General features: G+C 72.8%; 28 protein-coding genes and 1 pseudogene. 10 read left to right on the forward strand and 19 right to left on the reverse strand.

All coding sequences use genetic code 11. The features are described from left to right. Positions 1 to 315: methyl-accepting chemotaxis protein (locus tag Q0L15_RS15145; protein ID WP_296605287.1), on the forward strand; the 315-nt coding region annotated here is incomplete at its 5' end. 24 nt (positions 316 to 339) lie between these two features. Here Q0L15_RS15145 and Q0L15_RS15150 read toward each other — a convergent pair. Next, positions 340 to 972, reverse strand: a complete 633-nt coding sequence (locus tag Q0L15_RS15150) for a cyclopropane-fatty-acyl-phospholipid synthase family protein (protein ID WP_296605288.1) — start codon at positions 970 to 972, stop codon at positions 340 to 342. Positions 973 to 1,038: 66 nt separating this feature from the next. On the opposite strand from Q0L15_RS15150, the gene Q0L15_RS15155 reads away from it, so the two are divergent. Next, positions 1,039 to 1,590 carry a helix-turn-helix domain-containing protein gene (locus Q0L15_RS15155; protein WP_296605289.1) on the forward strand — a complete coding sequence of 184 codons (552 nt, stop codon included), beginning with the start codon at positions 1,039 to 1,041 and terminating at the stop codon, positions 1,588 to 1,590. A gap of 1 nt (position 1,591) precedes the next feature. On the opposite strand, the gene Q0L15_RS15160 is transcribed toward Q0L15_RS15155, so the two are convergent. Both Q0L15_RS15160 and purL read right to left on the reverse strand, forming a co-directional pair. Further along, positions 1,592 to 2,362, reverse strand: a complete 771-nt coding sequence (locus Q0L15_RS15160) for an alpha/beta fold hydrolase (protein ID WP_296605290.1) — start codon at positions 2,360 to 2,362, stop codon at positions 1,592 to 1,594. Positions 2,363 to 2,411: 49 nt separating this feature from the next. Beyond that, complete coding sequence (gene purL / locus Q0L15_RS15165) at positions 2,412 to 4,676, reverse strand: phosphoribosylformylglycinamidine synthase subunit PurL (RefSeq protein WP_296605291.1); 2,265 nt, start codon at positions 4,674 to 4,676, stop codon at positions 2,412 to 2,414. A 160-nt stretch (positions 4,677 to 4,836) separates the two neighbouring features. Between purL and Q0L15_RS15170 the strand changes: the two genes are divergently transcribed. Further along, positions 4,837 to 5,901, forward strand: a complete 1,065-nt coding sequence (locus tag Q0L15_RS15170; RefSeq protein ID WP_296605292.1) for a hypothetical protein — start codon at positions 4,837 to 4,839, stop codon at positions 5,899 to 5,901. Between the two features lie 14 nt (positions 5,902 to 5,915). On the opposite strand, the gene Q0L15_RS15175 is transcribed toward Q0L15_RS15170, so the two are convergent. Then, positions 5,916 to 6,464: a TetR/AcrR family transcriptional regulator gene (locus Q0L15_RS15175; protein ID WP_296605293.1), complete on the reverse strand. Its 549-nt coding sequence runs from the start codon at positions 6,462 to 6,464 to the stop codon at positions 5,916 to 5,918. Between the two features lie 127 nt (positions 6,465 to 6,591). Here Q0L15_RS15175 and Q0L15_RS15180 point away from each other — a divergent pair, with 127 nt between their 5' ends. Further along, complete coding sequence (locus Q0L15_RS15180) at positions 6,592 to 8,097, forward strand: MFS transporter (RefSeq protein WP_296605294.1); 1,506 nt, start codon at positions 6,592 to 6,594, stop codon at positions 8,095 to 8,097. A 44-nt stretch (positions 8,098 to 8,141) separates the two neighbouring features. On the opposite strand, the gene Q0L15_RS15185 is transcribed toward Q0L15_RS15180, so the two are convergent. Beyond that, positions 8,142 to 8,354: a hypothetical protein gene (locus Q0L15_RS15185; RefSeq protein WP_296605295.1), complete on the reverse strand. Its 213-nt coding sequence runs from the start codon at positions 8,352 to 8,354 to the stop codon at positions 8,142 to 8,144. Positions 8,355 to 8,576: 222 nt separating this feature from the next. Here Q0L15_RS15185 and Q0L15_RS15190 point away from each other — a divergent pair, with 222 nt between their 5' ends. After that, positions 8,577 to 10,010: a glycoside hydrolase domain-containing protein gene (locus tag Q0L15_RS15190; protein ID WP_296605296.1), complete on the forward strand. Its 1,434-nt coding sequence runs from the start codon at positions 8,577 to 8,579 to the stop codon at positions 10,008 to 10,010. A gap of 21 nt (positions 10,011 to 10,031) precedes the next feature. Here the strand turns inward: Q0L15_RS15190 and Q0L15_RS15195 are convergent, their stop codons facing one another. The 3 genes from Q0L15_RS15195 to purS are packed head-to-tail and all read right to left on the reverse strand — an operon-like array spanning position 10,032 to position 11,415. Continuing rightward, positions 10,032 to 10,478, reverse strand: a complete 447-nt coding sequence (locus Q0L15_RS15195) for a DUF3817 domain-containing protein (protein ID WP_296605297.1) — start codon at positions 10,476 to 10,478, stop codon at positions 10,032 to 10,034. Continuing rightward, complete coding sequence (gene purQ, locus Q0L15_RS15200) at positions 10,475 to 11,143, reverse strand: phosphoribosylformylglycinamidine synthase subunit PurQ (protein ID WP_296605298.1); 669 nt, start codon at positions 11,141 to 11,143, stop codon at positions 10,475 to 10,477. Before purQ ends, Q0L15_RS15195 begins: the two co-directional genes overlap by 4 nt. Further along, on the reverse strand, positions 11,140 to 11,415 hold the full coding sequence (gene purS / locus Q0L15_RS15205) for a phosphoribosylformylglycinamidine synthase subunit PurS (RefSeq protein ID WP_296605299.1): 276 nt from the start codon (positions 11,413 to 11,415) through the stop codon (positions 11,140 to 11,142). The genes purQ and purS overlap by 4 nt, the downstream gene beginning before the upstream one ends. Before the next feature lie 111 nt (positions 11,416 to 11,526). On the opposite strand from purS, the gene Q0L15_RS15210 reads away from it, so the two are divergent. Then, positions 11,527 to 12,024 carry a general stress protein gene (locus Q0L15_RS15210; protein ID WP_296605314.1) on the forward strand — a complete coding sequence of 166 codons (498 nt, stop codon included), beginning with the start codon at positions 11,527 to 11,529 and terminating at the stop codon, positions 12,022 to 12,024. Positions 12,025 to 12,086: 62 nt separating this feature from the next. On the opposite strand, the gene Q0L15_RS15215 is transcribed toward Q0L15_RS15210, so the two are convergent. The 5 genes from Q0L15_RS15215 to Q0L15_RS15235 all read right to left on the reverse strand — a co-directional run bounded on the left by Q0L15_RS15215 (position 12,087) and on the right by Q0L15_RS15235 (position 16,208). After that, the gene (locus Q0L15_RS15215) at positions 12,087 to 13,643 is read right to left on the reverse strand and encodes a long-chain fatty acid--CoA ligase (RefSeq protein ID WP_296605300.1); all 1,557 of its coding nucleotides are present in this window, start codon (positions 13,641 to 13,643) and stop codon (positions 12,087 to 12,089) included. A gap of 108 nt (positions 13,644 to 13,751) precedes the next feature. Further along, positions 13,752 to 14,159 carry an SRPBCC family protein gene (locus Q0L15_RS15220; protein WP_296605301.1) on the reverse strand — a complete coding sequence of 136 codons (408 nt, stop codon included), beginning with the start codon at positions 14,157 to 14,159 and terminating at the stop codon, positions 13,752 to 13,754. Next, positions 14,153 to 15,037 carry a phosphoribosylaminoimidazolesuccinocarboxamide synthase gene (locus Q0L15_RS15225; protein WP_296605302.1) on the reverse strand — a complete coding sequence of 295 codons (885 nt, stop codon included), beginning with the start codon at positions 15,035 to 15,037 and terminating at the stop codon, positions 14,153 to 14,155. Before Q0L15_RS15225 ends, Q0L15_RS15220 begins: the two co-directional genes overlap by 7 nt. 25 nt (positions 15,038 to 15,062) lie before the next feature. After that, a complete protein-coding gene (locus Q0L15_RS15230) occupies positions 15,063 to 15,557 on the reverse strand; it encodes a hypothetical protein (protein WP_296605303.1) in 495 nt (164 codons plus the stop codon). A gap of 66 nt (positions 15,558 to 15,623) precedes the next feature. Then, positions 15,624 to 16,208 carry an antibiotic biosynthesis monooxygenase gene (locus Q0L15_RS15235; protein ID WP_296605304.1) on the reverse strand — a complete coding sequence of 195 codons (585 nt, stop codon included), beginning with the start codon at positions 16,206 to 16,208 and terminating at the stop codon, positions 15,624 to 15,626. Between the two features lie 60 nt (positions 16,209 to 16,268). Here Q0L15_RS15235 and Q0L15_RS15240 point away from each other — a divergent pair, with 60 nt between their 5' ends. Next, positions 16,269 to 16,883 carry a hypothetical protein gene (locus Q0L15_RS15240; RefSeq protein WP_296605305.1) on the forward strand — a complete coding sequence of 205 codons (615 nt, stop codon included), beginning with the start codon at positions 16,269 to 16,271 and terminating at the stop codon, positions 16,881 to 16,883. A gap of 64 nt (positions 16,884 to 16,947) precedes the next feature. Continuing rightward, entirely contained in the window at positions 16,948 to 18,411 is a 1,464-nt protein-coding gene (locus Q0L15_RS15245) for an MFS transporter (RefSeq protein ID WP_296605306.1), read from the forward strand. Here Q0L15_RS15245 and Q0L15_RS15250 read toward each other — a convergent pair. The 6 genes from Q0L15_RS15250 to Q0L15_RS15275 form a co-directional block, all read right to left on the reverse strand. After that, positions 18,381 to 19,418, reverse strand: a complete 1,038-nt coding sequence (locus Q0L15_RS15250; RefSeq protein ID WP_296605307.1) for a hypothetical protein — start codon at positions 19,416 to 19,418, stop codon at positions 18,381 to 18,383. The genes Q0L15_RS15245 and Q0L15_RS15250 overlap by 31 nt on opposite strands. Further along, positions 19,415 to 19,972 carry an RNA polymerase sigma factor gene (locus Q0L15_RS15255; protein WP_296605308.1) on the reverse strand — a complete coding sequence of 186 codons (558 nt, stop codon included), beginning with the start codon at positions 19,970 to 19,972 and terminating at the stop codon, positions 19,415 to 19,417. Before Q0L15_RS15255 ends, Q0L15_RS15250 begins: the two co-directional genes overlap by 4 nt. A 44-nt stretch (positions 19,973 to 20,016) precedes the next feature. After that, positions 20,017 to 21,435, reverse strand: a complete 1,419-nt coding sequence (gene purB / locus Q0L15_RS15260) for an adenylosuccinate lyase (RefSeq protein WP_296605309.1) — start codon at positions 21,433 to 21,435, stop codon at positions 20,017 to 20,019. 122 nt (positions 21,436 to 21,557) lie between these two features. After that, a complete protein-coding gene (gene purD / locus Q0L15_RS15265; RefSeq protein WP_296605310.1) occupies positions 21,558 to 22,832 on the reverse strand; it encodes a phosphoribosylamine--glycine ligase in 1,275 nt (424 codons plus the stop codon). A 2-nt stretch (positions 22,833 to 22,834) separates the two neighbouring features. Next, a complete protein-coding gene (locus Q0L15_RS15270; RefSeq protein ID WP_296605311.1) occupies positions 22,835 to 23,731 on the reverse strand; it encodes a catalase in 897 nt (298 codons plus the stop codon). 13 nt (positions 23,732 to 23,744) lie between these two features. After that, complete coding sequence (locus Q0L15_RS15275) at positions 23,745 to 25,043, reverse strand: adenylosuccinate synthase (RefSeq protein ID WP_296605312.1); 1,299 nt, start codon at positions 25,041 to 25,043, stop codon at positions 23,745 to 23,747. A gap of 134 nt (positions 25,044 to 25,177) precedes the next feature. Between Q0L15_RS15275 and Q0L15_RS15280 the strand changes: the two genes are divergently transcribed. Together Q0L15_RS15280 and Q0L15_RS15285 are read left to right on the forward strand one after the other, a co-directional pair. After that, positions 25,178 to 26,089: a diacylglycerol kinase family protein gene (locus Q0L15_RS15280; RefSeq protein WP_296605313.1), complete on the forward strand. Its 912-nt coding sequence runs from the start codon at positions 25,178 to 25,180 to the stop codon at positions 26,087 to 26,089. A 262-nt stretch (positions 26,090 to 26,351) separates the two neighbouring features. Then, positions 26,352 to 26,747 (forward strand): annotated as a pseudogene (locus Q0L15_RS15285) (HNH endonuclease); the annotation flags it as partial.

Genomic DNA, 26,747 nt, shown 5'->3' on the forward strand with positions numbered 1-26,747 from the left:
GCCGGCGAGTCCGGCCGCGGGTTCGCGGTCGTCGCGGCCGAGGTCAAGGAGCTCGCGACCGAGACCGCCCGCGCGACCGAGCTGATCGAGCGCGTGGTGGCCGAGGTGCGCAGCGGGACCCACGACGTGCTCGCCCACTCCGAGCAGATCGCCGCGGTCGTCGCGGAGGTCAGCTCGGCCCAGGCGACGATCTCCGGCGCCGCGGCCGCCCAGCGGGGCGCAGCCGACTCGGCGCGCGCCACCATCCAGGCGGTCGCGACCACCACCCAGCAGGTGACCGACGAAGTGGCTCAGCTGGCGTCGTCGGCATCCTGACCGCGGCCGGCGGCGCGCACCGGATCAGGCACGCCGTCGGGCGCGGAGCACCGCGTCCTGTACGTCGTGGGCGACGCCGTCCCGCGTCTCCTGACGCGGCCGCGCCTCGACCTGCACGTCGAAGAGCTCCGGATCGAGTGCGGGTCGCAGCTCCTCGGCGGTGAACAGCACGCCCGGCATCGACCACCGCAGTCCTGTGTGCGCGTCGTCCGGGTGGTGGCCGACGACCAGCAGTGTCCCGCCGGGCGCCACTGCCCTCGCCATCTGCCGGGTGGCCGCGAGCATGCCGTCGTCGAGCAGGTGCAGGAAGTGCGAGGTGACCAGGTCCCACTGCTCGCCGTCGGGCGCCCAGCCGCGCAGGTCGGCCTGGCGCCACTCGATCCGGTCCGCCACGCCACGTTCGGTCGCGTGTGCGGCCGCCCGCGCCAGCCCGGCCTCGGAGAAGTCGATGCCGGTGACCTGCCAGCCCTGCTCGGCCAGCCAGATCGCGTCGCCGCCCTCACCGCAGCCCAGGTCGACGGCGCGTCCGGGCGTCAGCCCCGCCGCCTCGGCGGCGAGCACCGCGTTCGGGCGACCACTCCACACGCGCCCGGGACCGCCGTACCGCTCGTCCCAGGAGGGCTGCTCGAACATCTCCGGCGTGATCTCGTGAGTCATGCGTCGAGTGTCGACGGTGCTACGTCGGATCGACAACGTTCGTTGCCGTTCCGGCAAACTGGTGCCATGAGCGACGAGATCGTCCAGGTGGGTCCGCGGCTCCGGGCGCTGCGTCAGCAGCGCGGCGCCACGCTGCGCGACCTCGCGGAGGAGACCGGCATCTCGGTCAGCACCCTCTCCCGGCTCGAGTCCGGGCAGCGCCGCCCCACGCTCGAGCAGCTGCTGCCTCTGGCCCGCGCCCACCGGGTCTCGCTCGACGAGCTGGTGGACGCACCCGCGACCGGCGATCCCCGGGTGCAGCTGCGGCCCGTGCGCCGGCACGGGCGGACGTTCCTGCCGCTCACCCGGCGCCCGGGCGGCCTGCAGGCCTACAAGATGGTGATGCTGCCCGAGCCGGACGCCGTCACCGACCTGCGCACGCACGAGGGCTACGAGTGGATCTACGTGCTGTCCGGGCAGCTGCGGCTGCTGCTCGGTGACCGCGACCTCACCCTCGGCCCGGGCGAGGTCGTCGAGTTCGACACCCGCACGCCGCACTGGCTCGGCAACCCCGGCCCGCACCCGACCGAGGCGCTGGCGTTGTTCGGCCCCCAGGGCGAGCGCATGCACGTGCGCTGAGCTAACCGATCGCGTCGACGATCTCCAGCGTCCGCGCCCACGCCGTCGCGCCCGGGTCGACGACCGCGAAGTGGTCACCGTCGACCTCGACCAGCTCGGCGGTCGCGCCGGCCGCCCGGGCTGCCCCGACGTACGCGCGCGACTGGCTGATCGGGACGATCTCGTCGTCGCGACCGTGCACGCACCAGACCGGTACGGCGAGCGGGACCTGGCGGATGGGGTCGACGCCGTCGTCCGCAGGGCCGGGCGGGTGACCGAGGAACCGCTCGACCGCACCACCGCCCAGGCCCAGCTCGTGGGCGGCGCGGAGGTCGAGCACCCCGGCCTGCGAGACGACGTGGGTCAGCCCGCCGCCGGCGGCGGCCCAGGTCGCGAGGTGCCCGCCGGCCGAGTGGCCGATCGCGACGACGGGGCCACCGGTGTCCGGGCGGGCGTCGATCGCGGCGCGGACGTCGCCGAGCGTGTCGGCCTCGCCGGTGCCGCGCCGGTACTCGATCGCCCACACCGTCCAGCCGGCGGCAACCAGGCTCGGCACGAGCGGTCGCGCGTACTCGATGCCGTACTCCGGCTTCCAGAAGCCGCCGTGCACGACGACCGCGACGCCGCGGGAGGTGCCGTCCGGGTCGGTGCGCTCGCCGTACTGCGCGGGGTCGTCGCCGTAGGCGACCCGCCGGGCCTCGGTGCTCATCGGGCGCTCGCCGTCCGATCCGGCCGAGCCGCAGGCCGCGGCGGCCGCGAGCCCGGACAGCGCGAGGAAGGAACGTCGGCGCATGCCGGGCATTCGGAGTGCGAGCCCCGGTGGACTGCTCCCGCGCGCACGATCAGGACAGCGCCGCCGGCATCGTGGCGGTCCAGGCGGCACGCAGCTCCTCGAGCGGCACCTCGAACTGCCCCTCGACCACGAGCGCGTCGCCGCCGGTGACGCCGAGCGGGGCGATCGGGACGCCGTGCCGCTCCGCCAGCTCGACCAGGCGGCCCGCCTCGCCGTCGGGGACGGTGACGACCACCCGGGCCGTGGACTCGCTGAACAGCGCGACGAACGGGTCGCCCGCCACCTCGACCGACACCCCGATGCCGTGGCGCAGCGCCGACTCGGCCAGCGCCTGCGCGAGCCCGCCGTCGGAGAGGTCGTGCGCCGAGGAGACCAGCCCGACGGCGTCGTGCAGCAGGGCCGCGAGGTCGCGCTCGGCCGCGAGGTCGACGCGCGGCGGCTGGCCGCCGAGGTGCCCGTGCACGACGTGGGCCCACTCGGAGCCGGACAGCTCCTCGCGGGTCTCGCCGAGCAGGAACACCCGCTCCCCGCCGGCCGCCCAGGCCGACGGCGTACGACGGGTGACGTCCTCGATCACGCCGAGGACCGCGACCACCGGGGTCGGCAGGATCGCGGTCTCGCCGGTCTGGTTGTAGAGGCTGACGTTGCCGCCGGTCACGGGCACACCGAGCTCGAGGCAGCCGTCCTTGAGGCCGCGGCAGGCCTCGGCGAACTGCCACATCACCGCCGGGTCCTCGGGCGAGCCGAAGTTGAGGCAGTCCGAGATCGCCAGCGGCACCGCGCCACCGGTCGCCACGTTGCGGTAGGACTCGGCCAGGGCGAGCTGCGCGCCGGCGTACGGGTCCAGCTTGGCGAAGCGACCGTTGCAGTCGGTCGCGATCGACACGCCGAGGTTGGTCTCCTCGTCGACCCGGACCATGCCGCTGTCGCTCGGCTGCGCGAGCACGGTGTTGCCGCGCACGTAGCGGTCGTACTGGTCGGTGATCCACGACTTGTCGCAGAGGTTGGGGCTCGCGACCAGCGTGAGCAGCGTCGAGCGCAGCTCGTCGCCGGAGGCCGGGCGCGGCAGCGACTCGGCGGCGTCGGCCTGGAGCTCGTCCTGCCAGGAGGGGCGCTCGAAGGGGCGGTGGTACGTCGGACCGTCGTGCGCGACCGAGCGCGGCGGAACGTCGACCACCCGCTCGCCGTGCCAGTCGATCTGCAGGCGACCGGTGTCGGTGACCTCGCCGACGACCACGGCCTCGACGTCCCACTTGGCGCAGATCGCGAGGAACGCCGCGACGTCGTCGGGCTCGACGACCGCCATCATCCGCTCCTGCGACTCGCTCATGAGGATCTCCTCGGGAGCGAGCGTGGAGTCGCGCAGCGGCACCCGGTCGAGCTCGACGTGCATGCCGCCGTCACCGGCACTGGCCAGCTCGGAGGTGGCGCAGGACAGGCCGGCGCCGCCGAGGTCCTGGATGCCGGCCACCAGGCCCGCGGCGAAGATCTCGAGCGTGCACTCGATGAGGAGCTTCTCCATGAAGGGGTCGCCGACCTGCACGCTGGGCCGCTTGGCCGGACCGTCGGCGTCGAAGGTCTCCGAGGCCAGCACGGACACGCCACCGATGCCGTCGCCGCCGGTGCGGGCGCCGTACAGGATCACCTGGTTGCCGACTCCGGAGGCCTTGGCGAGGTGGAGGTCCTCGTGGCGCAGCACGCCGACGCAGAGCGCGTTGACGAGCGGGTTGCCGAGGTAGGTCTCGTCGAACACCGCCTCGCCGCCGATGTTCGGCAGGCCCAGGCAGTTGCCGTAGCCGCCCACACCGGCCACGATCCCGGGCAGGACCCGGTGGGTGTCCTCGGCGTCGAGCGGGCCGAAGCGCAGCGGGTCCATCACCGCGACCGGGCGGGCACCCATCGCGAGGATGTCGCGGACGATGCCGCCGACGCCGGTCGCGGCACCCTGGTAGGGCTCGACGTACGACGGGTGGTTGTGCGACTCGATCTTGAACGTGACCGCGTAGCCGTGCCCGATGTCCACGACGCCGGCGTTCTCGCCGATACCGGCCAGCAGGCGGCCCCCCGACTCCGAGTCGGACTCGCGCTCGGCGAGCATGTCCGCGAGCTCGGAGAACTGCTTGAGGTGGACCTTGGAGCTCTTGTAGGAGCAGTGCTCGCTCCACATCACCGAGTACATCGCCAGCTCCGAGCTGGTGGGCCGGCGCCCGAGGATCTCGCGGATCCGCGCGTACTCGTCGGCCTTGAGGCCGAGATCGGCCCACGGCTGGTCGTGGTGAGGGTCCTCGGCGGCGACGGCGACGGTGTCCAGCACGGCGTCAATCTACCGAGCCGCCCCCACCCGGGCGCGCGTGGGCCGTACGTCGGCACGCCCGGCGTCCGCGGCGGATCCCGGGGCACCCGGGACGATCGCCTCTGGTGCCGTTCCCCGCCTCGACCGAGGATTAGTGGATCCGAATGACCGAGGAGTGGTCATGGCCTTCACACCAGGGGGCCTGCGCAGGCTCCGGCGGCTCGCCCTCGCGGCCGCGCTCGTGACGATCGCCTCGATGCTGGCTGCGCCCGCGGCGCAGACCAGCAGCCCGGTCCGCCTGGATCCGGCAGCGCTCGACCGCGGGGCGGACCCCGCGATCGCGCACCTGGTCCGCGACACGATCCGCGACGGCGACCTCCGCGTCCCGGCCACCGTCCGCGGACGCCACGAGGCGCTGTGGGCGGTCGCGGGGGGCTACGTGGTGCGCGACTACAACGTGGGCCCGCGCCGCCTGGTCCGCCTCACGTTCATCGACCCGGCCGGCGAGCGCCGCACGCTCGCGTCGTCCCACGACTGGATCGACGTCGCGGTCTCCGACACCGGGACGGTGCTGGCGGTCCGGAGGCCGCTCGGCCCCACCGGCCTGCGCTCGGAGATCACCGTCATCGCCCCGGCGACCGGCGAGGTGGTCGCCACGAAGACGCTCCGGCTGGCCACGCTGGTGGCCGTCACCGACGGCCGCGTCCTGCTCGCCCGACGCTCCCACTGGCACCACCCGGTCACCCAGTGGTGGAGCCTCGCGCGCGACCGGATGCGCACGATCCACGACCAGGCCGCCGTCCGCGCGGACGTCGCCCACGACCGCATCGTCTTCGGCACCCCCGGCGCCGGCGAGTTCTGCACCCGGGTGGCGCCGCTGTCCCACCCGGCCCGGACCCTGTGGCGCAGCTGTGACACCGCGGTGCACGCGTGGTCACCCGACGGGACCCGGGCGCTCGCGACCTGGGCCTACTTCGACGCGGCGGGGACCGACCGCTGGTGGGTCGTCGACGGGCGCACCGCGACCCGGCAGGCGCAGGTGACCGGCCGGCTCGACTGGACCGCCGTCTGGGAGGACGACGGCCACGTCCTCGCGCTGGCCCAGGGTGACGCCGGGGGTGCGGCGATCGTCCGCTGCGACCTCACCGGTGCGTGCGAGCGGGCGAGCCGGGTGTGGGACGTGCCGCTGCCCTCGGAGCCGTCGCTGTACTACGAGCCTCCGCCGGTGGTGCTGGCCCAGCGCTGAGCCTGGATCCAGCCCTACTTCAGCAACCCGTCGGCGACGACCTCGAGCATGGGCCGGACGGCCTCGGGGTCGAGCTCGCCCTGGTCGGCGACGGTCGCGACGCCACCGACGAGTCGGCAGACCTGCAGGGTGTCGACGTCGGCGCGCAGGCACCCGTCCTCGCGCAGCCGGTCGATCACCCGCTCGTTGGCCTGCGCCAGGACCTGGCACTTGGTCATGATCGGGGACGCCGGGTCGCCCATCGCCGAGGTGATCTTGGCGGGGCCGCCGCGGTGCTGGCTGATCAGCCCGACGTACTCCTGGAACCAGTTGAGGAGCAGCTCGCGATCCGAGCCCTCGTGGGCGAGCGCCTTGTCGGCGGTCTCGGAGACCTTGGCGACCCAGGACTGCATGATCGCGTCGAGCAGGTTCTCGCGCTTGGGGAAGTGGCGGTAGAGCGTGCCCGGGCCGACGCCGGCCCGCTTGGCGACCTCGTCGAGCGAGGCGTCATAGCCCTGCTCACGGAAGACCTCCCGTGCGACCTCGACGATCCGGTCGTAATTGCGCCTGGCATCGGCACGCACGGAGATCTCACCTCTTCGAAAAAAGTCTTGCTAACCGGAGACCGTCTCCGTATCGTGGTGGAGGAAGCGGAGCCATCCTCCGGATCTACTGTACCTCGGCCCGCCGGGCCAGAACAGGACTCATCACATGTCCTCGCGTGACACTCGCCCCACCACTCGCTCCCCGCAGCTCCCCACCGACCTCCCGCCGAACGCGGGACGGGCGGCCACCGGCATCGCGATCGTGCTGGTCGCCCAGCTCATGCTCGTCCTCGACGCGACCGTCGTGAACGTCGCACTCCCCCGCATCGACGCCGACCTGGGCTTCGGCCCCGCGTCGCTGTCGTGGATCCTCAACGCCTACACGCTCGCCTTCGGCGGCCTGCTGCTCCTCGGCGGCCGGCTCGGCGACGTCTTCGGCCGGCTCAAGGTCTTCGAGGCCGGCCTGGCCGTGTTCACCCTCGGCTCGGCCCTCGGCGGCCTCGCCCAGTCCCCGGGCCAGCTGATCGCCGCCCGCACGCTCCAGGGCGTCGGCGCAGCGCTCGCCGCCCCCGGCGTGCTGGCCCTGCTCACCACCAGCGCACCCGACGAGGCGGCTCGCAACCGGGCCTTCGCCCTGTTCGGGGCGGTCTCCTCCGGCGGCGCCTCCATCGGCCTGCTGCTCGGCGGGCTCCTCACCGACGTCGGCTCGTGGCGCTGGACGCTGTTCATCAACGTCCCGATCGGCATCGCCGTGCTGCTCCTCGCGCCGCGGTACGTCGACGAGACCGCTCGCCGCCCCGGCCGCTTCGACGTGGTCGGCGCCTTCACCGCGACGTTCGGCGCCGTCTCGCTCGTCTGGGCACTGATCGGCACGCCGGAGCACGGCTGGACCTCCGCGCGCACGATCGGCGGGTTCGCCGTCGGCCTCGCACTGCTGGCGCTCCTGGCGCGCACCGAGGTGCGCCACCCGCACCCCATGGTCCAGCCCCACCTGGTGCGCAACCGGGCCCGCGTCGCCGCCCTCGCGGTGATGGCCCTGGTGATCGGCGCGAACCTGTCGATGTTCTTCCTGGTCGTGCAGTACGTCCAGGGTGTGCTCGGCTTCGGCCCGATGACGGCCGGCGCGGCGTTCCTGCCGTTCAGCCTCGGCATCTTCGCGATCTCGCGGGTGACCCCCCAGCTGCTCCCCCGCCTCGGGGCTCGCATGATGATCCTCGCCGGCAGCGCGGCGCTGGCGGTCGCCTACGCCTGGCTCAGCACGATCGGCACCGACGACACCTACCTCGCGGCGGTGTTCGGTCCGATGCTCATCGCCGGCCTCGCCACGGGCGTCGTGTTCATGCCGATCACCGCGACGGTGCTCGGCGGCGTCGAGCCCGAGCACGCCGGATCGGCCTCCGGCCTGCTGCAGACCACGCAGCAGCTCGGCAGCGCCGTGGGCGTGGCCGCGATCGTGTCGGTCTACGCCGCGGGCGCCGTACCGGGCGAGTTCGTGCCCGGCCTGCAGGCCGCGTTCCTGACCTCGGCGGCGTTCGCCGCGGCCGCGGTCGTGGTGGCCGCCCTCGCCCTGCCCGCCCGCTCCCCGCGCCCGGTGCAGATCGCCGAGGAGGAGCTCGAGGCGGTGGCCGTCGAGGGGGTGGCCGCCGAGGGGGTGGCGGTCGAGGCCGCCTGACGCAGCGCTCTCACGCAGCACCTACGCACAGGGAACCCGACGGGTCAGCTGGCCTCCGCCCAGGCGGAGGTCGGCTGGCCCGTCTCGTCGTGGGCCGCGGCCTCCTCGAGGGTGGGTGCGTGCACGGGCGTCCAGCGCGTGCCGTCCCACCACCAGTGGCCGTCGGCGCTCGCGAGCGGCACGCCGCCCTCGGCCGGGTCGGCGTGGAAGTGCGGCACCGGCCCCAGGCAGGGCGGGCTCGTCCAGGTGTCGTCCATGTCGTTCCCCCTCGGACGCTCGATCGGCACTCTCCACCCCAGCCTGAGCCGATCGACCGGACGCCCGCTGTGGCTTGCGGGAACCTTGCGCCGGCGCCGCTGAATTACAGATCTGTAGTTCCGACGAAGCCTGTGACGGGTGTGAAAACTGAGGTTATGGTGGCGTGGCCTCGATGGGATGCGCCGCTGCTTCCCCCAGCTTCCCAACCCCTGGAGACCACCATGTTCCGCCCGTCCGCCCGGACCCCGCGCGCCCTGTTACGCCGTCTGCTCGTCGCCGCGACCGGGGGTGCGCTCGCCGTCACGACGGTGGCGATCGTCGGCGCCGGCAGCTCCGCCGACGCCGGCACGACGCGTGCCGCGGCGAGCACCTCCGCGGCGGCGAAGCGGGCCACGAACGTCGTCACCCCCGGCGACTTCACCGGCTACGGCTTCGACCAGTGCCGCACCCCCGAGCAGTGGAAGATGAACCGCTGGCTGCAGAGCTCGCCGTTCCTCGCGGTCGGCATCTACATCTCCGGCGACTCCCGGGCCTGCCGCGAGCAGCCCAACCTCACCCCGACCTGGGTGAGCACCCAGCTGGCCAACGGCTGGCGGTTGCTGCCGATCACGCTCGGACCGCAGGCCTCCTGCCAGCCCCGCTTCCCGCGGTACGGCGACGACGAGACGATCATCCCGCGACCGGGCGCCAACGGCGGCTACAGCGCTGCCAAGAAGCAGGGCAACGCCGAGGCGATCACGGCCGTCCAGGCCGCGACCGACCTCGGCATCGCCCCGGGCAGCACGCTCTGGTACGACCTCGAGGGCTTCGACCTGCGCAACACCAACTGTCGCGAGTCCGCGCTGGCGTTCCTCAGTGGCTGGACCTGGCAGATCCGTCAGCTCGGCTACGTCTCCGGCGTCTACTCCAGCGCCGGCTCGGGCATCAAGATGCTCGACGACGCCCGGGTCAACCGGCCCGACGAGGTCGTGCTCCCCGACCAGATCTGGGTGGCGCGCTGGGACGGCGTGGCGAACACCTCCACGTCGTACCTCCGCGAGGACGGCTGGCGCCCGCACGCCCGGATCAAGCAGTACCAGGGCGGCCACGACGAGCGGTGGGGCGGCGTCACGATCAACATCGACAGCAACTTCCTCGACGTCGGCCGCGGGTCGGTGGCGGTGCCCGAGACCCACTGCGGCGGCGTGAAGATCGGCTACGGGGTCTACCCCACGCTGCAGCCGCCCACCACCGGCGCGACCCCGCCGCCCGCGAAGGTGAAGGCGCTGCAGTGCCTCCTGCAGGAGCAGGGCCTGTACGCCGGCAAGGTCAACGGCCTCTACACCACGCGCACCCAGAAGGCGGCCAACGCCTGGCAGGCCCAGGTCGGGCTGACCGTGTCGACGACCTGGTCGCGGCGCAACTGGGTGTCGCTGCTGAGCGCAGGCGAGCCCACCCTGGTCAAGTTCGGGTCGGTCGGTCCGGCCGTGCGTCGCGTCCAGCGCGCGCTCAACGCCGTCACCGACCGCGACGTCCCGGTGAAGGCCACCGGCGTCTTCGACGCGCGGACCACCAGCGCGCTGAAGGCCTGGCAGAAGTTCGTCGGCCTCGACGTCACCGGCGTGGCCGGCAACCAGACGTGGCGGGCGCTCAACTCCGCGCGAGTGCGCCGCTGACCCCAGCCGTTGCGGACGGGCTCAGCCCGCGGGCGGACCGACCACCAGCGCGACACCCGTGAGGGCGCCGACCGCGACCACGCCGGCGACGGTGCCGTGCAGCGGGTTGCGCAGCAGCCAGCCGGCGACCCGGTCGGCGGGGCCGGAGCCGATCGAGCCGCGCAGCCGCCAGGTCTCGCCGAGGGCCGAGCGGCGCTCGGCGTGGCGCTCGAAGAGCACGGTCGCGAACGGCGGCACCGCGGCGACCAGGCCGAGCGCCAGCCGGCGTACGGTCCAGCGCTGGTCGACGGCGACGAGCACGGTCGTCAGGCAGTAGCCGATGAAGACGACGCCGTGGGCCATGCCGAAGACCCGGACCCCGAGCTCGGTGGTGTCGGTGACGTACTTGAGGAACATCCCGCTCAGCAGCAGGGCCCAGGTCACCGCCTCGGCGAGGGCCAACCGGCGGAACAGGCGCAGCGGGGTCACGCGAGCACACGCTCCACGAGGCTGGTGAAGAACCCGAGACCGTCGGTGCCAGGGCCGGTCAGCGTCTCGACCGCGTGCTCGGGGTGGGGCATCAGCCCGACGACGTTGCCGCGCTCGTTGGTGACGCCGGCGATGTCGCGCAGCGAGCCGTTGGGGTTGCCGTCGAGGTAGCGCGCCACGACCTGGCCCTCGCCCTCGAGCCGGTCCAGGGTCGCCGCGTCGGCGACGTAGCCGCCCTCGCCGTTCTTGAGCGGGACGGTGATCTCGGCGCCGGTCTCGTAGGCCGAGGTCCACGGGGTGCTGGCGTTCTCGATGCGCAGCCGCTGGTCACGGCAGACGAACTTGCGGTGGTCGTTGCGGATCAGGGCGCCGGGCAGGAGGTGGGACTCGCACAGGATCTGGAAGCCGTTGCAGATGCCGAGCACGGGCATCCCGCGGTGGGCGGCCTCGACGACCTCGCTCATCACCGGCGAGAAGCGCGAGATCGCGCCGCAGCGCAGGTAGTCGCCGTACGAGAAGCCACCCGGAAGGATCACGGCGTCGACACCGCGCAGGTCGTGGTCGCCGTGCCAGAGCGCGACGGCCTCGTGCCCGCCGACGCGGACGGCGCGCTGCGCGTCGACGTCGTCGAGCGAGCCGGGGAAGGTGACGACCCCGATCTTCACGACTGCACCGTCTCCACGGCGGCCGGGGTGGTCTCGACGGAGACCGTGAAGTCCTCGATCACCGGGTTGGACAACAGGGTCTCGGCCATCTGCCGGACCTGCTCGAGCACCTCGTCGGTGAGGTCACCGTCGATCTCCAGCTCGAAGCGCTTGCCCTGGCGGACGTCCGTGACGCCGCTGAACCCCAGGCGGGGCAGGGCGCCGAGGACGGCCTTGCCCTGGGGGTCGAGGATCTCGGGCTTGGGCATGACATCGACGACTACGCGCGGCACGGGGCACAGTCTAGGGGGCCGCCCGCGGGGCCCTCCCCGCGCCGCCGCGCCATGGACGAAGGGCTGGGCCCGGAGGGCTGCGCCTCGGGAGGGCACACTGGAGGCATGAGCATGCGCACCCCGATGCCGGGCGCCTCCCCGCTGAAGCTGGAGTTCCCCCAGTCCCTGGCGGTCTACGACGACTACGCCGCGGCCCAGAAGACCGTCGACTACCTCTCCGACAACCACTTCCCGGTGCAGCACCTGATGATCGTCGGCACCGACCTCAAGCGCGTCGAGCGCATCACGGGCCGCCTGACGACCGGACGGGTCGCCCTCGGCGGGGTGCTCTCGGGCCTGTGGCTCGGCCTGTTCGTGGGGCTGATCTTCGCGATGTTCGTCGACGAGAACGCGTTCGCGATGATCGTCTCCACCGTGCTCTTCGGCGCGGTCTTCGGCCTGATCTGGGCCCTGCTCGGCTACGCCCTCACCCGCGGCCAGCGCGACTTCTCCTCGGTCACCCAGGTCGTGGCCACCAAGTACGAGGTGCTGGTCGAGCACAAGGTGGCCGCCCGGGCCCGCGAGCTGCTCGCCGGCCTGCCCGGCGCGCTGCCCAACCCGTTCGCGTAGGCACGCTGCGGTGGTTTCGAGGTGCGAGGGCCGCCAGGCCCGAGCCTCGAGACCACCCGGTGTCAGTGCAGCTCGCGCTTGAGGATCTTGCCGGTCGACGTCATCGGCAGCGAGGTGACGAACTCGACCTTGCGGGGGTACTTGTAGGCCGCCATCTGCTCCTTGCACCACGCGACCAGCTCGGCCTCGATGAGGTCGGCGCCCTCCTTGCGGATGACCACGGCCTTGATCTCCTCGCCGTGGCTCTCGTCCGGCACCCCGATGACCGCGGCCAGCGAGACGGCCGGGTGGGTGAGCAGGACCTCCTCGATCTCGCGCGGGTACACGTTGTAGCCGCCGCGGATGATCATGTCCTTGGAGCGGTCGACGATGTAGTACCAGCCGTCCTCGTCGCGACGGGCCAGGTCACCGGAGCGGAACCAGCCGTCCTGGATCACCTCGGCGGTCGCCTCGGGGCGGTTGTAGTAGCCCTTCATCACGTTGTGGCCCTTGATCGCGATCTCGCCGATCTCGTCGGCGCCCTCGACCGTCTGCCACTGCGGGTCGATGAGCCGCATCTCGACGCCGGGCACGGGCGTGCCGATCGAGCCGGGACGCGCGGGCTCGCCGTACCGCGAGAAGCTCGCGACCGGCGAGGTCTCCGAGAGCCCGTAGCCCTCGAGGATCGTGATGCCGAAGCGCTTCTCGAACTCCTTGTGCACCTCGACCGGCAGCGCCGAGCCGCCGGCGACCGCCACGCGGAGGTTGTCGCGCAGCGCCGAGACGTCGATGCCGTCCTCGAGCGCGCCGAGCAGGCCCCAGTACATCGTGGGGACGCCGGCGAAGAACGTGATCTTCTCCTTGAGCATGAGCTCGAGGGCCGCGTGCGACTCGAAGCGCGGCAGCATCACCACGGTGCCGCCGTACGCGAACGCGCCGTTCTGGCTCACGGTCTGGCCGAAGGAGTGGAACAGCGGCAGCACGCACAGGTAGGTGTCGGGCGTGGCCGGGTCGGCACCGAACAGCGGCTCGCCGAGCAGCGCGTTGTCACGCATGTTGCGGTGCCGCAGCTCGGCGCCCTTGGGCTGCCCGGTGGTGCCAGAGGTGTAGAGGATGACCGCCGTGTCGTCCTCGTCGGTCGCGACCGTCTCGAACTCGGCCGACTGGCCGCCCATCGCCTGGGCCATCGTCTCGGTGCCCTCGATCGGCGAGGGGTCGCCCAGCCCGGCGGTGATCACGAAGAAGTGCTCGCAGCCCTCGGTCTGGGAGAAGCCGGCGTGCCCGGCCTCGCCCATCGGGAGCTCGGGGGTGCCCTGGAAGCAGAAGTACGCCTTCGCGTCGGAGTCGGCGAGGTGGTAGGCGACCTCGCGGCCCTTGAGCAGCACGTTGAGCGGCACGACGGTCGCACCGGCCTTGAGGATGCCGAAGTAGACGACGGTGAAGTACGGCAGGTTGGGGCACGTCAGCGCGACCTTGTCGCCCGGCCGGATGCCGCGCGAGACCAGCAGGTTGGCCACCATGTTGGAGAACGTGTCGACCTCGCCGTAGCTGAGCCGGGTGTCCCCGAGCACGATCGCGGTGCGGTCGGGGTAGGACGCGGCGCCGTCCTCGAGCAGGGTCGCCAGGTTGTACGTCGTCATGGGCGTGGCCTCCATCACTGCGGGTGTGGACCCAACCTACTCACCGGTCACGTGAGGGCGACCACACCGGGTCCGAATCCCGACGGGCGTCGCGACGGCCCGGGCGACTCAGGCGCCGAGGACCCGCGCCGCCCGGCGCAGGTCGGAGCGGACGGCGCGGGGTGCGACCAGCGAGAGCACCCGGGCCGGCAGCGCCGCGATCCCGCGACCGGTGACCCGCATCGTCGCGGCGACGTCACAGCCGGTGGCCGTCTCGGCGAAGTCGAGGGTGAGCACGGCGTCGAAGCCGCGCCAGGTGCCGCGCTCGGACCAGCGCCGCGGCCGGTCGAGCTCGGTGGTCTCCATCAGCGGACGCAGCCCCGGGCTGGTGACGTCGACCCAGGTCTGGCCGACCCGGACCTCGCCGTCGACGTCCTCGACCCGCGCCAGGCTGGACTGCCAGGCCGGGCGGTTGTGCGGGTCGGCGAGGTAGTCGAACGCCACCTCCCGCGACACCGGGAACGCGACCGCTACCACGTCTCGCCCGTCAAGAGCTCGTACGCCTCGACGTACCGGCTGCGGGTGCGTTCGACGACCTCGGGCGGCAGCGGCGGCGGCGCCTCGCCGGAGCTGCGGTCCCAGCCGGACTCCGGGGAGAGCGCCCAGTTGCGCACGATCTGCTTGTCGTACGACGGCTGCGCACGGCCCGGCTCCCACTCCGCCGCCGGCCAGAACCGCGACGAGTCCGGCGTGAGCACCTCATCGGCGAGGACGGTGGTGCCGTCGGGGCGGGCCCCGAACTCGAGCTTGGTGTCGGCCAGGATGATGCCGCGCTCGCGGGCGATGCCCTCGGCGCGGGCGTAGACCCGCAGCGTCAGGTCGCGCAGCTCGGCCGCACGCTCTTCGCCGACCGTCGCCGCGACCGCGTCGTACGAGACGTTCTCGTCGTGCTCGCCGAGCTCAGCCTTGGTGGCAGGGGTGAAGATCGGCTCGGGCAGGCGGCTGCCGTCGACCAGCCCGTCGGGCAGCGCGATGCCGCAGACCGCGCCCGAGGCCTGGTAGTCGAGCAGGCCCGAGCCGGTGAGGTAGCCGCGGGCGACGCACTCGACGGGATACATGTCGAGCCGCTGGCACACGACGGCGCGGCCCCTCACGACGTCGGGGACGTCGGTGGAGATCACGTGGTTGGGCACCAGGTCGGCGAGCTGGTCGAACCACCACAGCGACATCCGGGTGAGGATCTCGCCCTTGTCGGGGATCGTCGTGTCGAGCACGAAGTCGAAGATCGAGATCCGGTCGCTGGCGACCATCAGCAGGTCGCCGCTCGGCAGCTCGTAGAGGTCGCGCACCTTGCCGGAGTGCAGGTGGGTGGCGCCGGGGATCGCCGGGGCGGTGGGGATGTTCAGCTCGGGCACACCCGCAGCCTAGGGGCCCGAGCGCTCAGCACCCGCAGCTGTAGTACGTGACGTCCCAGTGGTTGCCCTCGTCGGCGTACACGTTGCCCGACGCGGCCCGGTACTGCGCGGCGCCGTCGCTGCGCTGACCGATGTAGGTGTAGGTGGAGTGGATCCACGACGTCAGGCACGTGGTCCGTGAGAAGTCGAGCTTGTAGCCGTTCCAGTGGCTGTAGGTGCCCGACGCGTGGCCGGTCTCGGTGCCGCCGGTGATGGTCAGGCCGCAGCCGCTGGCCCGCTCGAGCGTGATCGCACCGTCGATCGTGGCCTGGCGGATGCCCTCGAACGAGGTGCACGTCGGGGTGTAGCGGTCGGTGCAGCCGCCCGAGGAGGTCCAGCCGATGCCGGCCGCGGAGAGCTGCGACGCGGCGCTGGACTGGGTGACCGCCGAGGCGGGCGCGGTGGCGCCGACGGTCAGGCCGAGGGCCGAGAGGAGGGTGAGCAGGACAGTGAGGAGGATCGTTCCCGAGATTCGCTTCATGTGCTCCACCCTGCCCACGGCGCGGCCGGGCCTGGCAAGAGGGAAAACCCTCTGATGGCCGACCTGTCAGCCCGAGACCCGCCGCCACGGCGGCGGGTCGCCCTGCAACCACCACTCCAGCCGTCGGGTCATCCAGGGCAGCGCGAGGTAGGTCATCACGGGCGTCATCACGAGCACCGAGACGAGCACCCGCAGCGGCAGCAGCCAGTCGGCGAGGTACTCCTTGCCCAGCCAGTTGACCACCAGGCTGAGCGGGAAGAACACCAGGAAGATCACGCCCATCTGCTTCCACCGCGGCGGGGCGGGCGGCGCGGGGCGCAGGTCCTGCGCGTCGTGGGTGACGGGCGGGTCGAACCAGCCCTCGATGCCGGTACGCCGCTCCACGCGCGACTCGCCCACCAGCCCCTGCGCGGCGCCCAGCCACCACGCGCGCTGCGGGGAGGCCTCCCACGCCGCCAGCGAGGCCTCGTCGGCGAAGCGGTAGAGCATGTGCCACTCCTCGGCCTCGGACGCCGGCCGCACCCAGCCGTGCCCGAGGAACCCGTCGAACCGGCTGGCCAGGGCGGAGCCCGCACGGATCCAGGCCTGCATCTCGTCGCGGTGGCCCGGCGCGACGGTGCGGGTGATCGACACGGTGACGGGTGCGCTCATGCGGGTGATCGTCCGGGGGCCGCGGGCGCGCGCGCAAATCCGGTTTGGCACAGTGTCGTCATGCCGGAGTCTGCAGCCGAGATGTACGCACGGATCACCGCCGCCGCCGAGGAGGGCCGCCTGCCCGCTCCCGCGATGGCCGACTGGGACGTCTTCCCGTGGGAGGTCGCCGACGGCGCCGTCGTGCCCAAGGTCCTGGCCTCCCCCGGCGCGGAGAAGCCACGGCAGGGCGAGCCCGGCGGGAGCGACTGCCTCGCCTGCACCGGCTTCGAGCCGGGCCGGATCGTCTGGGAGGACGAGCACTGGGTCCTCACCACCTCCCCCGAGCCCACCGGCCTCCCGGTCGTGCTGACCCTGTGGACCCGCGAGCACCTCGACGTCGGCGACTTCGACGACGAGCACGCCGCCGAGCTCGGACGCATCGCCAACCGTCTCGTGCGGATCATCGAGGCGATGCCGGGCATCGGCCGGGCGCACGTCAACCGCTGGGGCGACGGCTCCGCGCACTCCCACGTGTGGTTCTTCGCCCGCCCCGAGGGGTTCGCCCAGATCAAGGGCTCCTACGCCGTGGAGTGGGACGACATCCTCCCGCCGGTGCCCGAGGAGACCCGCCGCGCCGACCTCCACACCATCGCCACCAAGCTGGCCAACTGGGGCGGGCACGCCCGCGTCTGACGCCGACCCGCTGGCCACCCCCGGGACGTCATACACCGCCACGCTCAGAGAACGCACGCTCCGTATGACATCCCGAGGGCCGCAGGAGCATGGGGACGAGGAGCCGGCGTACGAGCCGCACCCCCACCGCTGGCGGATCCTGGGCGTCTCGCTGGTCGTCGGCTTCATGGCGCTGCTCGACGTCTCGATCGTCAACGTCGCGATCCCCTCGATGCGCACCGGGCTGCACACCTCCTCAGCGACCGTGCAGTGGGTGGTGTCCGGCTACGCCCTGGCGTTCGGGCTGACGCTCGTGGCCGGCGGCCGGCTCGGCGACGCCTACGGCCGGCGCCGGATGATGCTCATCGGCCTGGTGTGCTTCGTGGTGTCGAGCGTCGCGGTCGGGTTCGCACCGAACGTCGAGAGCGTGATCGCCGCCCGCCTGCTGCAGGGCGCGTCGGCCGGTGTGCTGACCCCGCAGAACTCCGGGCTCATCCAGCAGCTGTTCCGTGGCCGCGAGCGGGCGCGCGCGTTCGGCGTCTTCGGGTTCACGGTGTCGGTGTCCTCGGCGACCGGGCCGGTGCTCGGTGGCCTGATCATCGCGCTGGCCGGTGACCAGGACGGCTGGCGCTGGCTGTTCTGGGTCAACGCCCCGATCGGGCTGATCGCCCTCGTCGCCGTCGCCCGGCTGGTGCCGCGCCGCCCACCGGAGACGATCGCCGCCGGCACCCGCATCGACGTGCCCGGCGCGCTGCTGCTGGGCGCGGCGGTGCTGTGCCTGCTCTACCCCGTGGTCAGCGTCGAGGGCGGGGCCCGGCTCCCCCTGGTGCTGCTCGCCGGCGTCCCGCTGTTCACGTGGGGCTTCGTGCGCTGGGAGCGGCGTACGGCGCGGCGCGGCCACGCGCCCCTGCTCGACATCGCGTTGCTGCGTCGACTGCCGGGCTACCTCAACGGGCTGCTGGTCGGGGGGCTGTACTTCACCGGGTTCACGGGCCTGCTGCTCGTGTGCTCGATCTACCTGCAGGACGGGCTGGGCCACACCCCGCTCGAGGCCGGCCTGCTCATCATCCCCTTCGCGCTCGGGTCGGCGATCAGCGCGCCGCTCGCCGGCCGGGTGGTCTCCGACGCCGGCCGGCGCCTGACCGTGGGAGCGCTGGTCGCGACGATCACCGGCGTCCTGCTGGTCGCGGTGCTGGTTCCGGGTCGGGACCCGCTGTGGCCGTGGCTGGTCCCGACCCTGTTCCTCACCGGTCTCGGTGGTGGCGCCGTCGTGTCACCGAACATCACGCTCACCCTGGCCGAGGTGCCGCTGCGGATGGGCGGTGCGGCGGGCGGCGCGCTGCAGACCGGTCAGCGGATCGGCGCCTCGATCGGAGCCGCCGTGCTCGTCACCGTCTACCAGGTCAGCGCCGGCGCCGGATCGGACGGCACCGCGCTGCGCGCGGCCCTCCTCACCGCGGTCGTGCTCCTGTCCCTGGCCCTGCTGATGGCGATCCGAGCCCTGCGCGACGAGCGGTCTCAGCGCTCGCAGCCCAGCCACTGGGTGTAGTCCTCGGGCACGTCGCCCGCGGCGATCCGGTCGCTGATCTCCCAGATCGACTCGGGCCAGTCACCGGTGCGGTCCATCCGGTCCAGCACCGGCCAGTCGCGCGAGGTCGCCATCACGTCGACGGCCTGCTGCGCGAGGTCCTGGTCGCCGGCATCGCGGGCCTCGGCGTACTGCCGGACCCACGCGCACGCGACCTGCCCGGTCACCTCGGCGCCGAGCTGGTAGGGGTCGGACTGGTCGGAGGAGACCGAGGAGCGGCTCACTCCCGCGGGCAGCGCGCGTCCGGCTGTCGCAGCGATCTCGTCGAGGATCGCGCCGATGGCGTCGCCCCGCTCGGACTGCGCAACGAACTCCTCGGGCAGCGCGGCGTCGAAGCCGGCGACGTCGACGGGGCGCAGCTGGCCGAGCAGCGCGAGGTACTCCTCCTGGTCCATCCCGCTCCCCCGGACCTCGAGGAAGTGGCGCTCCTCGACCGGGAGGATCGTGGTGTGGTCGTCGGCGGAGTAGGCCCACATGCTGCCCGTCAGCCCGAGGACCTCGACCGGCGTCCCGTCCGAAGGCGGGTCGGTGATGTGGCGTCGGTCCTCGAAGCGGTCCTCGTAGTTCGAGGCGGGGTACCAGTTGACCTGCAGCGAGGCGTCACCGCGGACGTAGCCGACCTCGCCCGAGTGGTTCTTGCTGTCCTCGTAGGCGCTCTCGATCGTCCAGCCCGGGGCGTCGAGGACGACCCGGAAGCTCCCCGGCTCTGGCACGGCCGCCACCGGCGGCGTCGACTCCGGCGCCCGGCCCGTGCTGCCGGCCCACCACGCGGTGCCGGCAGCGAGGACCGCCACGACTGCCGCCGCGGCCGCGGGGACGAGCCAGCCGCGCGGGCGTCGTTCGTCGCGGACCGTGGGTGCCGGTCGGTCGTCGAGGACGGGAGTGCTCATGATCTCCTCCAGGAGCTCGGCCCGCCCGAGGGAGAGCGGCAGACCGGCGACGGTGTCGTCGCTGAGCTTGGGGTTCATGGCCGCTCCTTCCGGGTGAGCTGCGGGTGTCTGGAGATGTCATGTCCGGGCGGCTCGGGATCGTTGCCGAGGAGCTCTCGCAGTCGCGCCCGGGCCCGCGAGAGCCGCGGCCGTACGACGACGGTGGTCAGGCCGAGCACCTCGGCGATCTCGCGTGGCTCGAGTCCCTCCCACAGGTGCAGCTCGAGGACCTCCTGGTCGCGGGCGCTGAGCCGGCGCATCGCGGCGGTGACGTCGGCGCGCTGGACGACGCCGTCGCTGACGTCCGGCACCGCGGCGGCCAGCTCGCGGCGCAGCCGCTCGCCGAGGTGGGTGCGCCGCCGGTCACCGCGCCGGTGGTTGGCCAGCACGCGGCGGGCCACGCCGTACAGCCAGGGCCGCTGCTCCTGGCCGGCCGGCACGTGCGCGAGCCGGCGCCACGCCACGAGGAACGTGTCGCCGGTGACGTCCGCGGCGTCCTCCGGGCGGTCGGTGCGCCGCAGCGCGAAGCCGAGGACCGCGTCGAAGTGGGCGGCGTAGAGCCGCCGGAAGGTCTCCTCGCGGCCGTCGGTCATGTCTGGGTCATGTCCGGCACCGGCCCGAGCGTTGCAGGCCTCTTCTACAAGATGTCGCCGGGCGAGTACGCCGCGGCCGCGGGGTGTCGGGTCGTCACCTCGGCGACCCGGCGCACGACCTCCTGCACCTGCGCGACCGCGGCCCCGGTGAACGTGATCGGCTCGGCGACCAGCGAGGCCAGCTGATCGGCGGTGAGCCCGAGCCGCGCGTCGGCGGCGAGCCGGGCGAAGACGTCGTTCTCGGCCTGGCCGCGCCGCATGTCGAGGGCGGTGCCGACCGCGGCCTCCTTGATCGCCTCGTGGGCGGCCTCGCGGCCCACGCCGTTGCGGACCGCGGCCATCAGGACCTTGGTGGTGGCCAGGAACGGCAGGTAGCGGTCGAGCTCGCGCTGGATGACCGCGGGGAACGCGCCGAACTCGTCGAGGACCGTCAGGAACGTCTCGAACAGGCCGTCGGCGGCGAAGAACGCGTCCGGCAGCGCGACCCGGCGGACGACGGAGTCGGAGACGTCGCCCTCGTTCCACTGGTCGCCGGCGAGCTCGCTGACCATCGACAGGTGGCCGCGCAGCACGACCGAGAGGCCGTTGACCCGTTCGGCGGAGCGGCTGTTCATCTTGTGCGGCATCGCCGAGGAGCCGACCTGGCCCTCCTTGAACCCCTCGGTGACCAGCTCGTTGCCGGCCATCAGCCGGATGGTGGTCGCGAGGTTGGAGGGTCCGGAGACCAGCTGCACCAGCGCGCTGACGACGTCGAAGTCGAGGCTGCGCGGGTAGACCTGGCCGACGCTGGTCAGCACCCGCTCGAACCCGAGGTGTCGGGCCACGCGCTCCTCGAGGTCGGCGAGCTTCGCGTCGTCGCCGTCGAGGAGGTCGAGCATGTCCTGGGCGGTGCCCATCGGGCCCTTGATGCCGCGCAGCGGGTAGCGGGCCAGCAGCTCCTCGACCCGCTCGAGCGCGATGATCATCTCGTCGGCGACGGTCGCGAACCGCTTGCCGAGCGTGGTCGCCTGCGCGGCGACGTTGTGGCTGCGCCCGGCCATCACGGTCGCCTCGTGCTCCGCGGCCAGGCGGCCCAGCCGCGCGAGCGCCGCGACCGCCCGGTCGCGGACCAGCGCCAGGCTCTGGCGGACCTGCAGCTGCTCGACGTTCTCGGTCAGGTCGCGCGAGGTCATGCCCTTGTGGATGTGCTCGTGGCCGGCGAGCGCGGAGAACTCCTCGATGCGCGCCTTCACGTCGTGGCGGGTCACCCGCTCACGGGCCGCGATCGAGTCGAGGTCGACCTGCTCGACGACCCCGCGGTAGGCCTCGATCACCCCGTCGGGGACGTCGATCCCCAGGTCGCGCTGGGCCTCCAGCACCGCGATCCACAGCCGCCGCTCGAGCACGATCTTGTGCTCGGGGGACCAGATGCGGGCCAGCTCGGCCGAGGCGTAGCGGGTGGCCAGGACGTTCGGGACGGTCACGGGTGGTGATTCTCCCACGGGCCGCGCCCCGCCCCTTGTAACGCCCTGTTACCCCTGCTACCCCCCATGTTCCGACACCGTGGGAGGAGTGGGTAACACGGCGTTACAGCTGGCGGAGCGGGTCAGCGCAGGGACGCGCCCTCGACCACGCCGAGCGGCTCGGCGGCGATGTCGGAGCGGCGCTGCATGCCGGGGAAGGAGACCAGGTCGGCGGCGGCGTACGCCGTACGGCGCGCCGCGGCGACGTCGGCCCCCACGGCCCGGACCGCCAGGACCCGGCCGCCGGCGGTGACCAGGTCACCGTCTTGCAGGGCGGTGCCGGCGTGGATGACGTCGACGTCCTGCTGCTGCTCGGCCAGGTCGGCACCGGTGATCACGTCGCCCTTCGAGGACGACTCGGGGTAGCCGGCCGAGGCGAGCACGACGGTGACCGCGGCCTGGTCGCGGAAGACGGGCGCGGGCACGTCGCGCAGCCGGCCCTCGGCGGCGGCGGCCAGCAGCTGGCCGAGGGGCGAGTCGAGCACGGCCAGCACCGGCTGGATGTCGGGATCGCCGAAGCGCACGTTGAACTCGATGACCCGCGGTCCGGCGTGCGTCAGCGCGAGCCCGACGTACAGGCAGCCGACGAACGGCGTGCCCCGACCGGCCATCTCGGCCAGCGTCGGTCGCACGATCGTCTCGAGCACGACGTCGGGCAGGTCGGGCTGCGCCCAGGTCAGCGGGGTGTAGGAGCCCATGCCGCCGGTGTTGGGGCCGCGTCCGCCGTCGAAGATCCGCTTGAAGTCCTGGGCCGGCTGCAGCGCGTACGCCGTCGTGCCGTCACAGATCGCGAACACCGAGACCTCGGGTCCGTCGAGGAACTCCTCGACCACGACCCGATCGCAGCCCGCGGCGTGGGCGAGCGCCTCGTCGCGGTCGCGGGTGACGACGACGCCCTTGCCGGCGGCCAGCGCGTCGTCCTTCACGACGTACGGCGCACCGAACGCCTCCAGCGCCGCGGCGACCTCGTCGGCCGTGGTGCAGGTGCGCGAGCCCGCCGTCGGAACGCCGGCGGCGTTCATCACGCCCTTGGCGAAGTCCTTCGACCCCTCCAGCCGGGCGGCGGCGCGCGACGGGCCGAAGACCGCGATCCCCTTCGCCCGCACGGCGTCCGCGACGCCGGCGACCAGCGGCGCCTCGGGGCCGACGACCACGAGGTCGGCGCCGAGCTCCGCGGCCAGGGCGGCGACCGCCGTACCCGACATCGGGTCGACCTCGTGCAGGGTCGCGACCGCGGCGATGCCGGGATTGCCGGGCGCGGCGTGGACCTCCGTCACGGCCGGGTCGAGCGCGAGCGCCCGGGCCAGCGCGTGCTCGCGGCCGCCGGTGCCGATGACGAGTACCTTCACGGACCCCAAGGCTAGTGGCGTCGCGACACCGACTCCGTGTAGGCCACCGGTCGGTATCGCAGGATGGGATCCTCGGAGAGCTCGATGCCGTCGACCACGCGGGTCGGGTCGAACACCACCGGCTGGTCCGACTCCTGGTCGGGCAGTGCCTCGGTCACCTCGATCCGGCCGGCGAGGAGCTCCTCCGCCCCCTTCCACACCGAGGTGCTCGAGTGCGGGTCGTGTCCCGGCCCGGCGACCTGCACCCGCACCTCGTGGGCGACCGGCCCGCGCTCCAGTCGCGCGGCCATCTCCTCGAACAGCGCATCCGCGCCCGAGAAGCGCTGGTCGAGCCGGTCGGCCCGGGTCGCGGTGGGCACGAACGTGTAGCGCACCCAGGTACGCCGGTCCTCGTCGTCTCGCCAGCCGTAGGCGTGGATCGGGTAGAACGTCGTCTCCGCGAAGCTCACCGGTGTCGAGATCGCCTTGCCCCGCACGCCGGCGAGGATCGCCGGCACCATCCGCGGGTGCCGCGCGAGGAAGAGCGGGAACGTCAGCTTGTTGACCGACGCCTCGGTCATCGCGACGAACTCCTCCGGGTCGTCGGTCGGGAACCGTGGCGAGGTCTGACCCAGCAGGTCGGTCGCGGTGCCGTCGGCGAGACGGAACTTCACCGCCATGCCCCGGATGTCCGGCGTCCGGTCGGGCACGGCGGCGTTGCCCCCGGCGTTCGACCAGCGCACGAGCACCGGCGTCGGCTCATGGAGGTGACGGGCGCGCCCGAGCGCACCCGCCTCCGCGGTGGGGGTGAAGGTGCCGGCGTAGAACCGGCCCTTCGCGTGCAGGGAACGGTGCGCGGCGGGACCCCGGAACGCCGCCCGCAGGCGGTCGATCGCTGCGACCGGATCGAGGTGAGTCGGGTCGGTCATGACCCGGACCCTCTCAGATCAGGTCGTGGATGGCGATGGTCGCGTCGCGAGCCGGTCCGACACCGATCGCGGAGATGCGGGCGCCCGACATCTGCTCGACCGCCTTGACGTACGCCTGGGCGTTGGCCGGCAGGTCCTCGAACGTGCGCGCGCCGGAGATGTCCTCCCACCAACCGGGGAAGTACTCGTAGATCGGGACGGCGTGGTGGAAGTCGCTCTGGTTGACCGGCATCTCGTCGTGGCGGACGCCGTTGACGTCGTAGGCGACACAGACCGGCACCTGCTCCAGACCAGTGAGCACGTCGAGCTTGGTGAGCACGAAGTCGGTGACCCCGTTGACCCGGGCGGCGTAGCGCGCGATCACCGCGTCGTACCACCCGCAGCGCCGCGGCCGGCCGGTGGTGGTGCCGAACTCCGCGCCGACCTTGCTGAGGTGGGCGCCGGCGTCGTCGAACAGCTCGGTCGGGAACGGGCCCTCGCCGACCCGGGTCGTGTAGGCCTTGACGATGCCGATGATGCGGTCCAGGCGCCGCGGCGGGATGCCCGAGCCGGTGCACGCACCGCCGGCGGTCGCCGACGACGAGGTCACGAACGGGTAGGTGCCGTGGTCGACGTCGAGCAACGTCGCCTGGCCGGCCTCGAGCAGCACGGTCTCACCGCGGTCGAGGGCCTGGTTGAGCAGCAGGCCGGTGTCGCTGACCATCGGGCGGAGGCGGTCGGCGTAGGCCAGCAGCTCCTCGACGGTCGCCTCGACCGTGGCCGCGCGGCGGTTGTAGATCTTGGTGAGGATCTGGTTCTTCAGGTCCAGGACGCCCTCGACCTTCTGGGTGAGGATCTTCTCGTCGAAGAGGTCCTGCACCCGGATGCCGATGCGGTTCATCTTGTCGGCGTACGTCGGACCGATGCCGCGCCCGGTCGTGCCGATGCGCCGCGAGCCGAGGAAGCGCTCGGTGACCTTGTCGAGCGTGCGGTTGTAGTCGGCGATGACGTGCGCGTTGGCGCTGATCTGCAGCCGGCTCACGTCGACACCGCGGGCCTCGAGCGCCTCGAGCTCCTCGAAGAGCACGGCCAGGTCGACGACGACGCCGTTGCCGATGACCGGGGTGCAGCCAGGGGTGAGGATGCCGCTCGGCAGCAGGTGCAGCGCGTACTTCTCCGTGCTGCCGTCGGGCTGGGTGATGACGACGGTGTGGCCGGCGTTGTTGCCGCCGTTGAACTTCACGACGTAGTCGACGCTCGTGCCGAGGAGGTCGGTCGCCTTGCCCTTCCCCTCGTCGCCCCACTGGGCACCGATGATGGCGATCGCGGGCATCTCGCTCCTTGCCGTGGCCCGTCGGTGAGACGTGCCAAAAAGAAACAGCTCCGGCACAAGGCACCGGAGCTCTTGCGACCACACGCTACCAAAGCGGGGCCTGCGGCTTCGAGGCCTCGGATAGTGTCCGCGGCGTGGACCCCCTCCTCGTGATCACCAACAGCGGAGCCGGCACCGCCGACGAGGAGACGCTCGCGGCGGCGCTCGCCGTGCTGCGCGAGGAGGCCTCGGTCGAGGTGGCGGCCACGTCCAACCCCGGCGAGCTGGACGGCGTCCTGCACCGCGCGGGATCGCGGCGGATCGTCGTGGCCGGCGGCGACGGGAGCCTCCACGCGGTGATCTCCGCGCTGCACCGGCGCCAGGAGCTCGAGGCCGCCGTGCTCGGGCTGCTGCCGCTCGGGACCGGCAACGACTTCGCCCGGGGCACCGGCATCCCGCTCGACATCGAGGAGGCCGCCCGCGTCGTGCTGCGCGACCGGCCGCGCCCGATGGACCTGGTCGTCGACGAGGTCGGCGAGGTCGTCGTGAACAGCGTGCACGTCGGCGCCGGCGCCAACGCGAGCCGCCGTGGGCAGCGCTGGAAGGACCGGCTGCACGCCGTCGGCGTCGGCAAGGTCAACCTCGGCAAGCTCGGCTACCCGATCGGCGCGGCCCTCACCGCCTGGAAGCCGCCGATCATCCGGGTCCGCATCGAGGTCGACGGCACGGTCGTCAACGACCTCGACCAACCGGTGCTGATGGCCGCGGTCGGCAACGGTTCCTCCGTCGGCGGCGGGGCCGAGCTCACCCCCGAGGCCGACCCCCGCGACGGCCGCGTGGACGTGATGATCTCCCGCTCGGTCGGGCCGCTGGCCCGCCTGCAGTACGCCGCTCGCCTCGGTCTCGGCACCCATCCCGAGCGCGACGACGTCCTCTACCTCCGCGGCCGCACCGTCTCGATCTCCGGCGGCCCGTTCTGGTGCAGCGCCGACGGCGAGATCTACGGCCCCGAGCGACGCCGCACCTGGCGCGTCGAGCCCGGCGCTTACTCGATGCTGCTCCCCTGAGGTCCGTGCCTCAGGCCGAACCTGTCGCCGTCGGTCGGGCTTGTCGAGACTCCCGCAACCTGCGCACGGCGGTGGAGGTACGTCGGGCTGCGGGCTGCCTGTGGTGGCGGTCCTTCGGCACCAAAGCGGGGAGTGGTCCGCCGTTGCCCGGGCCTCTTCCCGGCCTGCGGACCGCCGCGCGCGCCGGAGTCTCGCGATCGCTGTTGACTTTCCGAAGGTGTGTTCGATAGACTGCCGCCACGACTTCATCTCGGGAGTGGCGATGACCGCACAAGCTCACCCATCACACCGGGTCACGCGCGCTATCACCCAGCTCACCGAAGTCCTCGACGAGGTCGCCGACGCATCGCTGTGGTCCATGGACGTCCGCGAGACCGCCTCCACGCTCGTCCAGCTGACCCGAGTGCTCGCCCGGGGTGCTGAGCTCGAGGCCCGACTCGCCGGCCACGCCACGAGCGTGGGTGTCGCCGAGGCCGTCGGCGCGACCTCGGTGGCGAACTGGTGGGCCCACGCCACCCGGATGACCCGAGGCGAGTCCCACCGCAAGACCCACCTCGCCCAGGCGTTCGTGCACCACCAGCCCGTGCACGAGGCCCTCAAGGCCGGAGAGCTGCTCCCCGACCAGGCGGCCGCGATCATCAAGGCCGTCGACGAGCTC

This window comes from Nocardioides sp., from assembly GCF_024509035.1.
GTDB lineage: Bacteria > Actinomycetota > Actinomycetes > Propionibacteriales > Nocardioidaceae > Nocardioides.

Coding starts and splice junctions, on each gene's coding strand:
- Q0L15_RS15150 (WP_296605288.1), bottom strand. CDS start 972: ATGACTCACGAGATCACGCCGGAGATGTTCGAGCAGCCCTCCTGGGAC.
- Q0L15_RS15155 (WP_296605289.1), top strand. CDS start 1,039: ATGAGCGACGAGATCGTCCAGGTGGGTCCGCGGCTCCGGGCGCTGCGT.
- Q0L15_RS15160 (WP_296605290.1), bottom strand. CDS start 2,362: ATGCGCCGACGTTCCTTCCTCGCGCTGTCCGGGCTCGCGGCCGCCGCG.
- Q0L15_RS15170 (WP_296605292.1), top strand. CDS start 4,837: ATGGCCTTCACACCAGGGGGCCTGCGCAGGCTCCGGCGGCTCGCCCTC.
- Q0L15_RS15180 (WP_296605294.1), top strand. CDS start 6,592: ATGTCCTCGCGTGACACTCGCCCCACCACTCGCTCCCCGCAGCTCCCC.
- Q0L15_RS15185 (WP_296605295.1), bottom strand. CDS start 8,354: ATGGACGACACCTGGACGAGCCCGCCCTGCCTGGGGCCGGTGCCGCAC.
- Q0L15_RS15190 (WP_296605296.1), top strand. CDS start 8,577: ATGTTCCGCCCGTCCGCCCGGACCCCGCGCGCCCTGTTACGCCGTCTG.
- Q0L15_RS15210 (WP_296605314.1), top strand. CDS start 11,527: ATGCGCACCCCGATGCCGGGCGCCTCCCCGCTGAAGCTGGAGTTCCCC.
- Q0L15_RS15215 (WP_296605300.1), bottom strand. CDS start 13,643: ATGACGACGTACAACCTGGCGACCCTGCTCGAGGACGGCGCCGCGTCC.
- Q0L15_RS15230 (WP_296605303.1), bottom strand. CDS start 15,557: ATGAAGCGAATCTCGGGAACGATCCTCCTCACTGTCCTGCTCACCCTC.
- Q0L15_RS15235 (WP_296605304.1), bottom strand. CDS start 16,208: ATGAGCGCACCCGTCACCGTGTCGATCACCCGCACCGTCGCGCCGGGC.
- Q0L15_RS15240 (WP_296605305.1), top strand. CDS start 16,269: ATGCCGGAGTCTGCAGCCGAGATGTACGCACGGATCACCGCCGCCGCC.
- Q0L15_RS15245 (WP_296605306.1), top strand. CDS start 16,948: ATGACATCCCGAGGGCCGCAGGAGCATGGGGACGAGGAGCCGGCGTAC.
- Q0L15_RS15250 (WP_296605307.1), bottom strand. CDS start 19,418: ATGAACCCCAAGCTCAGCGACGACACCGTCGCCGGTCTGCCGCTCTCC.
- Q0L15_RS15255 (WP_296605308.1), bottom strand. CDS start 19,972: ATGACCGACGGCCGCGAGGAGACCTTCCGGCGGCTCTACGCCGCCCAC.
- Q0L15_RS15270 (WP_296605311.1), bottom strand. CDS start 23,731: ATGACCGACCCGACTCACCTCGATCCGGTCGCAGCGATCGACCGCCTG.
- Q0L15_RS15275 (WP_296605312.1), bottom strand. CDS start 25,043: ATGCCCGCGATCGCCATCATCGGTGCCCAGTGGGGCGACGAGGGGAAG.